Origin of the sequence: Streptomyces sp. MB09-02B (genome assembly GCF_033794485.1) — a bacterium.
Lineage (GTDB): Bacteria > Actinomycetota > Actinomycetes > Streptomycetales > Streptomycetaceae > Streptomyces.
Window position 1 is genome coordinate 1 of sequence record NZ_JARGEE010000452.1, and the last position, 6,685, is coordinate 6,685.

The following is a 6,685-nucleotide window of genomic DNA, read 5'->3' on the forward strand; positions in this document are numbered from 1 at the left end:
GGGGCGGGGGTCGCGGTGGTGTGTGTGGTCATCGGTGTCACGCCCTGTCCGCCACGCGCTCTCCGAGCAGACCCTGGGGCCTGAACAGGAGGACGAGGATGAGGAGTACGAACGCCCATACGTCGGCCCAGGACTGGCTGCCGAACTGGTCCATGCCGGGGATGTCGGCGATGTAGGCGGTGGAGAGGGCCTCGGCGAGGCCGAGGACGACGCCGCCGAGCATGGCGCCGTAGATGTTGCCGATGCCGCCGAGGACGGCAGCGGTGAAGGCCTTGAGGCCGAGGATGAAGCCCATGCGGAACTGGACCTGGCCGTACTTGAGGCCGTAGGCGACGGCCCCGACGGCGGCGAACGCGGCGCCGAGGGCGAAGGCGACCACGATGATGCGGTCGGTGTTGATGCCCATCAGCTTGGCGGTGTCGGGGTCCTGGGCGGTGGCCTGCATGCCGCGCCCGGTGCGGGTCTTCATGACGAAGTACGCGAGGATCGCCATGCTGATCGGGGCGGCGATCAGCAGGAAGATGTCACCGGTCTGGACGGTGACGTTGCCGATCTCGAAGGGGCCGCCGCCGATCTGTGGGAAGTTGATGGACTCCTTGGCGTCCGGGTACCACGCCCACACGGCCTGCTGGAGGGCCAGGGAGAGGCCGATGGCGGTGATGAGGGGGGCGAGGCGCGGTGCGGTGCGCAGGGGCCGGTAGGCCAGGCGTTCCGCTCCCATTGCGGCGAGCACGGCGACGATGATGCCTCCGACGAGCATCAGCGGGAGTGCGACCCACATGCTCGTGCCGTCGGGCAGCACGTAGAGGTAGACCGTGATGGCACCGAAGCCGCCCAGCATGAATATCTCACCGTGGGCGAAGTTGATGAGCTGGACGATGCCATAGACCATCGTGTAGCCGATGGCGACCAGCCCGTACATGGATCCTAGTAGCAGGCCGTTGACCAGCTGCTGCGGCAGTTCGTTCACCGCATGTCCTCCGAGACTTTCGGATGTTCGACGAATGTGACCGGATGTGAGTCCGCGCGGGGCGCTGTGGTGCAGCGCCCCGCGCGGCTCAGGTGTGTGCGGGTGGGGTCAGCCGGTGTAGGTACCGGAGTCGACCGCCTTCCACGCGCCGTCCTCGACCTTGTAGACGGTGAGCTGCTTGTTGGTCGTGTCGCCGTACTCGTCGAAGGAGACCTTGCCGGTCACGCCGTCGAAGGAGATGTTCTGCATGGCCTCGGTGATCTTGGCGCGGGCGTCGCTGGGAAGCTTGCCGTCGTTGTCCTCGACGACCTTCTTCACGGCTTCGATGATCGCCCAGGCGGAGTCGTAGGAGTAGCCGCCGTAGGCGGAGTAGGGGTCCTTGTAGCCCGCGGACTTGTAGGCGGCGACGAAGTCCTTGGCGGAGGGCAGTTCCTCGACGGGGGCGCCGACGGAGGTGGTGAAGTCCCCTTCACTGGCGCTGCCGCCCAGGGCGATGTACTTGTCGTCCTTCATGCCGTCGCCGCCGACGACGGGGACCTTGGCGCCGGTGGCCTTGATCTGCTTGGTCAGGGGGCCGGACTGCGGGTACTCGCCGCCGTAGTAGACGACGTCGGCGCCGGAGTTCTTGACCTTGGTGGCGACCGTGGAGAAGTCCTTGGTCTCGGGGTTGATGTGTTCGGTGCCGACGACTTCGCCGCCGAGCTTCTTGAACTCGTCGGTGAAGGTGGCGGCCAGGCCGGCGCCGTAGGTCTTCTTGTCGTCGATGACGAAGACCTTCTTCTTCTTGCCCTTGTTGTACAGGTACTGCGCGGCGTACGGGCCCTGGATGGCGTCCGTTGTCGCGGTGCGGAAGTACGACTTGTACGGGCGGACCTTCTTGGTCTGCCAGTCGGCGCCCTGGGTCAGGCTCGGGCCGGTGTTGGCCGGGGAGACCTCGACGAGCTTGGCGTCGTCGAAGACCTTCTGCATGGACTCGGCGACGCCGGAGTTCAGGGGGCCGACGACGCCGAGGATGTCCTTGTTGGCGACGAAGGTGACCGCGTTCTGCTGACCGGAGGAGGGCTGGGCCTGGTCGTCGAGGGCTTCGATCTTGAAGGTTATGCCGTCGACGTACTTCTCCTTGTTGGCCGTCTTGGCGGCGAGGTCGGCGGAGTTCTTGATGCCGAGGCCCATGGCGGAGAGCTCACCGGTCAACGGGGCGTCGACGCCGATGACGACAGTGGTTCCACTGCCGGTGTCCGAGCCGCCCTTGTCCTCGTCGCGCGAACCGCAGGCGGTGAGTGTGAGTGCTCCCGCCGCCAGCGCGGCGGTGATGGCGATGAGCGAACGTTGACGCACGATCAGTCCTTTCCCTGGCACGGCCCTTCCTGTTGGAAGTGGCCGAGTCGAGCGCTGGGCCGAAGACGTGACTTCGATTCCGTTGGCGCGGTGACTGGCCGTGACTCTAAGCGTGTGTGGACAACGTGGAGGAGAGTCTGACCAAGGCTGTGACGCTCTTGTTATGACACGAGGTAATGCAGAGCGGTACTCAGTGGGCGGTTGCGCGGAATTCAGGCCGATTCGCCCTGTCCGCATAGTGAGAACGTGCAGGGTCGACGCGGGTAGGTTCAGGAGTGTTCAGCTTTTTGGTGATGACGCGGAATCGTTGCCACAGGCGACTCGAAGGGCGTCGGAGAGGTCCTGGGCGTAGCGCTCACCCAAGATGAAACTGTGCGCTTCTATTGCGCGCGTATTACGCAGAGTTACATCCAGGAATGGAAGTCCGGCGCCCTCCGGTGCTTTCCCGCATTCGGTGACGCGCATGGTGACGAGGATCTTTCGGGCGTCTTTCGTCCCGATCCGGAGCGGAGTACGCGGGTCTGTGCGCAGCGACAGTCCCTCGTAGGGCTGGGTCATCCGTTCCACGGTGATCGGGGGGCCGTACCGCACGCTCAGCCGCACCTCGAATTCGAAGCGTCCGCGCGGCGCCCGGCCGGAGTGCGCCGCCGGACCGAGGTAGCTGACGACGATGGCCTGGGAGGGGTACGGCGTCTCCCGCGGTGTCGGCTCCGGCGGCGGGGCCGAGGTGGGCCGGGTCGCGTAGAGGTAGCCGCCGCCCGCGAGCGCGACGACCGTCGCCGCCCCCGCGAGGACGGCCCGGCGGTGCCGGGCGTACGCCTGGGTGTACCGTCCGCGCGGCGGCTCCGGCGGGGGCGGGGTGTCCGCGTCCGCCGGCCCGTCCGCCGCGTCCCACGCGCGCGTGCCCTCGCCCGGCTCCACGGGGCCCACCCCGCTCAACTCCAGGGCCCCTCGCCCGGGCCGCCCGAGCGGTACCACTCCTCGCAGCCCGCGCGGGCCCGCCGCTCGATCAGCAGCCGCGCCGCCGTGGCACCCGCGCGCTTCTTCTCGGCCCGGGCCTCGTCGACGACCTCCCGCAGGATGTCGTACTGCCCGTTCGACAGTCCCATGGACTGATAGTCCCCGTACGTGTCGCCGTCCAGCACCTCCAGCGACCAGTGCGAGACGAGCTTCGCGCACAGTTCCTCGGGAGGGGTGGCCGACGGCGACGGCGAGCCGCCGCCGCGCGCGGCCGTCGAGGGGCCCGCGGCCCCGCCCGCCTCTCCCGCCCCCGCGCACCCGGTGACCAGGACGCCGATCAGCAGCGCCGGCCCGAGCACCGCCCTCGGCCAGGGGGCTCCTCCCGTTGCCATGCCCCGACGCTAGGGCCTGCGCACCCCGGCGGGCCAGAGGCGAACAGGCCGCCGCCTGGGCCCGCCCCTCGTCCGCACGGGTCACTCGGCCGCTGGGGCCTTCGCGCCCGGGGCGGTGGGGGCGTCCCGCAGCAGACAGGTCAGCCGGGCGGTGCACACCCGCTTGCCGTCCTCGTCGCTGATGACGATCTCGTACGTCGCCGTCGAGCGGCCCCGGTGCAGCGGTGTGGCGACACCTGTCACCAGGCCGGACCGTGCGCCCCGGTGATGGGTGCAGTTCAGGTCCACGCCGACGGCGATCTTGGAGCTGCCGGCGTGCAGCATGGAGCCGACCGAGCCCAGCGTCTCCGCCAGTACGGCGGACGCGCCGCCGTGCAGCAGCCCGTACGGCTGGGTGTTGCCCTCCACCGGCATCGTGCCGACGACCCGGTCCGCCGAGGCCTCCACGATCTGTACGCCCATCCGGGTGCCCAGGTGTCCGGCGGAGAACATCGCGACCAGGTCGATGCCGAGGTTCGCGTACTCGTCGATGACCTTCTGCGGGAACTTCACGTGGTGCTGCTCGCCCATGGGGCTCCGTTCGTCGTCGATCGCGTGCGCCGCCGTCGGAGGAGCGCCGGTCTCCTGAGCAAACGCTCAGTCGGTGGACGATTGTTCCAGACGGACCACGACGGACTTGCTGGCCGGGGTGTTGCTGGTGTCGGCGGTGGAGTCCAGCGGCACCAGGACGTTGGTCTCCGGGTAGTAGGCGGCCGCGCAGCCGCGTGCCGTCGGGTAGTGCACCACCCGGAAACCGGGGGCGCGCCGCTCGACGCCGTCCTTCCACTCGCCCACCAGGTCCACGTACGACCCGTCGGCGAGCTTCAGCTCCCGCGCGTCGTCGGGGTTGACGAGCACGACCCGACGGCCGTTCTTGATGCCCCGGTAGCGGTCGTCGAGGCCGTAGATGGTGGTGTTGTACTGGTCGTGCGAGCGCAGCGTCTGCAGCAGCAGGCGCCCCCCGGGCAGCTCGGGGTACTCGACGGGCGCGGCCGTGAAGTTGGCCTTGCCGGTGGCGGTGGGGAAGCGGCGTTCGTCGCGCGGGGCGTGCGGGAGGGCGAAGCCGGACGGGTCGGCCACGCGCGCGTTGAAGTCCTCGAAGCCGGGCACCACGCGCGCGATGCGGTCGCGGACGGTGGCGTAGTCCTTCTCGAACTCCTCCCACGGCGTCCGGCTGTCCTCGCCGAGGACCCGGCGGGCGAGCCGGCACACGATGGCCGGCTCGGACAGCAACTGCCCGCTCGCGGGCTCCAGTCGGCCGCGTGAGGCGTGCACCATGCCCATGGAGTCCTCGACGGTCACGAACTGCTCACCGCCGCCCTGGAGGTCGCGTTCGGTGCGTCCCAGGGTGGGCAGGATCAGCGCCCGCGCGCCCGTGACGGCGTGCGAGCGGTTCAGCTTCGTCGACACGTGCACGGTCAGCCGGGCCCGGCGCATCGCCGCCTCCGTGACCTCCGTGTCGGGGGAGGCCGAGACGAAGTTGCCGCCCATCGCGAAGAACACCTTCGCCTTGTCGTCGCGCATGGCCTTGATGGCCCGGACGACGTCGTAGCCGTGCTCCCGGGGCGGCGCGAAGCCGAACTCCTTCTCCAGGGCGTCCAGGAACGCCGGGGCGGGCCGCTCGAAGATGCCCATCGTGCGGTCCCCCTGCACGTTGGAGTGACCGCGCACCGGGCAGACACCGGCGCCGGGACGGCCGATGTTGCCGCGCAGCAGGAGGAAGTTGACCACCTCGCGGATGGTCGGCACCGAGTGCTTGTGCTGGGTGAGACCCATGGCCCAGCAGACGATGGTCCGCTGCGAGGCGAGGACCATGCGCAGCGCCTCGTCGATCTTCTCGCGCGTCAGACCGGTCGCCGCGAGCGTCTCGTCCCAGTCGGCGGCGCGGGCGGCCTCGGTGAACTCCTCGTACCCGTGGGTGTGTTCGCGGACGAACTCCTCGTCGACCGCGCCGTCCGTCTCCAGGATCAGCTTGTTCAGGAGCCGGAACAGGGCCTGGTCGCCGCCGATGCGGATCTGGAGGAACAGGTCGGTGAGGGCGGCGCCCTTGAGCATGCCCTGCGGCGTCTGCGGGTTCTTGAACCGCTCCAGGCCGGCCTCGGGCAGCGGGTTGACGGTGATGATCTTCGCGCCGTTGGCCTTGGCCCGTTCCAGGGCGGAGAGCATCCGGGGGTGGTTGGTCCCCGGGTTCTGCCCGGCCACGATGATCAGGTCGGCCTGGTAGAGGTCCTCCAGCAGGACGCTGCCCTTGCCGATGCCGATGGTCTCGTTGAGCGCGGAGCCCGACGACTCGTGGCACATGTTGGAGCAGTCCGGCAGGTTGTTCGTGCCGAACTCACGGGCGAACAGCTGGTACAGGAAGGCGGCCTCGTTGCTGGTCCGCCCGGACGTGTAGAAGAGGGCCTCGTCGGGGGAGCCGAGCGCCTTCAGCTCCTCGGCGACGATGTCGAAGGCGCGGTCCCAGGACACCGGCTCGTACCGGTCGCCGCCCTCGGGGAGGTACATGGGGTGGGTGAGCCGCCCCTGCTGCCCCAGCCAGTAGCCACTGCGCGTGGCGAGGTCGGCCACGCTGTGGGCGGCGAAGAACTCCGGAGTGACCCGGCGCAGTGTTGCCTCCTCGGCGACCGCCTTCGCGCCGTTCTCGCAGAACTCCGCCGCGTGCCGGTGGTCCGGCTCCGGCCAGGCGCAGCCCGGGCAGTCGAAGCCGTCCTTCTGGTTGACCCGCAGCAGGGTCAGCGCGGTCCGCTTCACGCCCATCTGCTGCTGCGCGACCCGCAGGGTGTGCCCGATCGCCGGCAGTCCCGCCGCCGCGTGCTTGGGCGCCGCGACCTGGGGCGCGTCCTGAACCGGATCATTCTTCGGCGCCTTGCCGGCCATGACTGCTCCCCATTCGCATACACGTGCTGCTCGGGCGGGTGGCTACTCCTCCGATCCTCGCACGAGCGATCGGACGGGAACGAGGGTGATCGGGGGCGGGTGGTGGTAG

The 6,685-nt window shown here is 69.4% G+C and carries 6 protein-coding genes; all 6 read right to left on the bottom strand.

Annotated elements, in window-relative coordinates; all coding sequences use genetic code 11:
- Window positions 1–37 precede the first annotated feature (37 nt).
- The 6 genes from P1P70_RS37550 to P1P70_RS37575 all read right to left on the bottom strand — a co-directional run bounded on the left by P1P70_RS37550 (window position 38) and on the right by P1P70_RS37575 (window position 6,576).
- The gene (locus P1P70_RS37550) at window positions 38–970 is read right to left on the bottom strand and encodes a branched-chain amino acid ABC transporter permease (RefSeq protein WP_319245748.1); all 933 of its coding nucleotides are present in this window, start codon (window positions 968–970) and stop codon (window positions 38–40) included.
- Window positions 971–1,078: 108 nt separating this feature from the next.
- Window positions 1,079–2,308, bottom strand: coding sequence for a branched-chain amino acid ABC transporter substrate-binding protein (locus P1P70_RS37555; protein WP_319245750.1), 1,230 nt, complete (start codon window positions 2,306–2,308; stop codon window positions 1,079–1,081).
- Between the two features lie 279 nt (window positions 2,309–2,587).
- Entirely contained in the window at window positions 2,588–3,247 is a 660-nt protein-coding gene (locus tag P1P70_RS37560; protein ID WP_319245753.1) for a Tat pathway signal sequence domain protein, read from the bottom strand.
- Window positions 3,244–3,660 (bottom strand): hypothetical protein, encoded by a 417-nt coding sequence (locus tag P1P70_RS37565; protein WP_319245755.1) that lies wholly within the window; start codon window positions 3,658–3,660, stop codon window positions 3,244–3,246. The genes P1P70_RS37560 and P1P70_RS37565 overlap by 4 nt, the downstream gene beginning before the upstream one ends.
- A gap of 81 nt (window positions 3,661–3,741) precedes the next feature.
- Window positions 3,742–4,230 (bottom strand): hotdog fold thioesterase, encoded by a 489-nt coding sequence (locus P1P70_RS37570; RefSeq protein ID WP_319245757.1) that lies wholly within the window; start codon window positions 4,228–4,230, stop codon window positions 3,742–3,744.
- Window positions 4,231–4,296: 66 nt separating this feature from the next.
- A complete protein-coding gene (locus P1P70_RS37575) occupies window positions 4,297–6,576 on the bottom strand; it encodes an FdhF/YdeP family oxidoreductase (RefSeq protein ID WP_319245759.1) in 2,280 nt (759 codons plus the stop codon).
- Window positions 6,577–6,685: the final 109 nt, after the last annotated feature.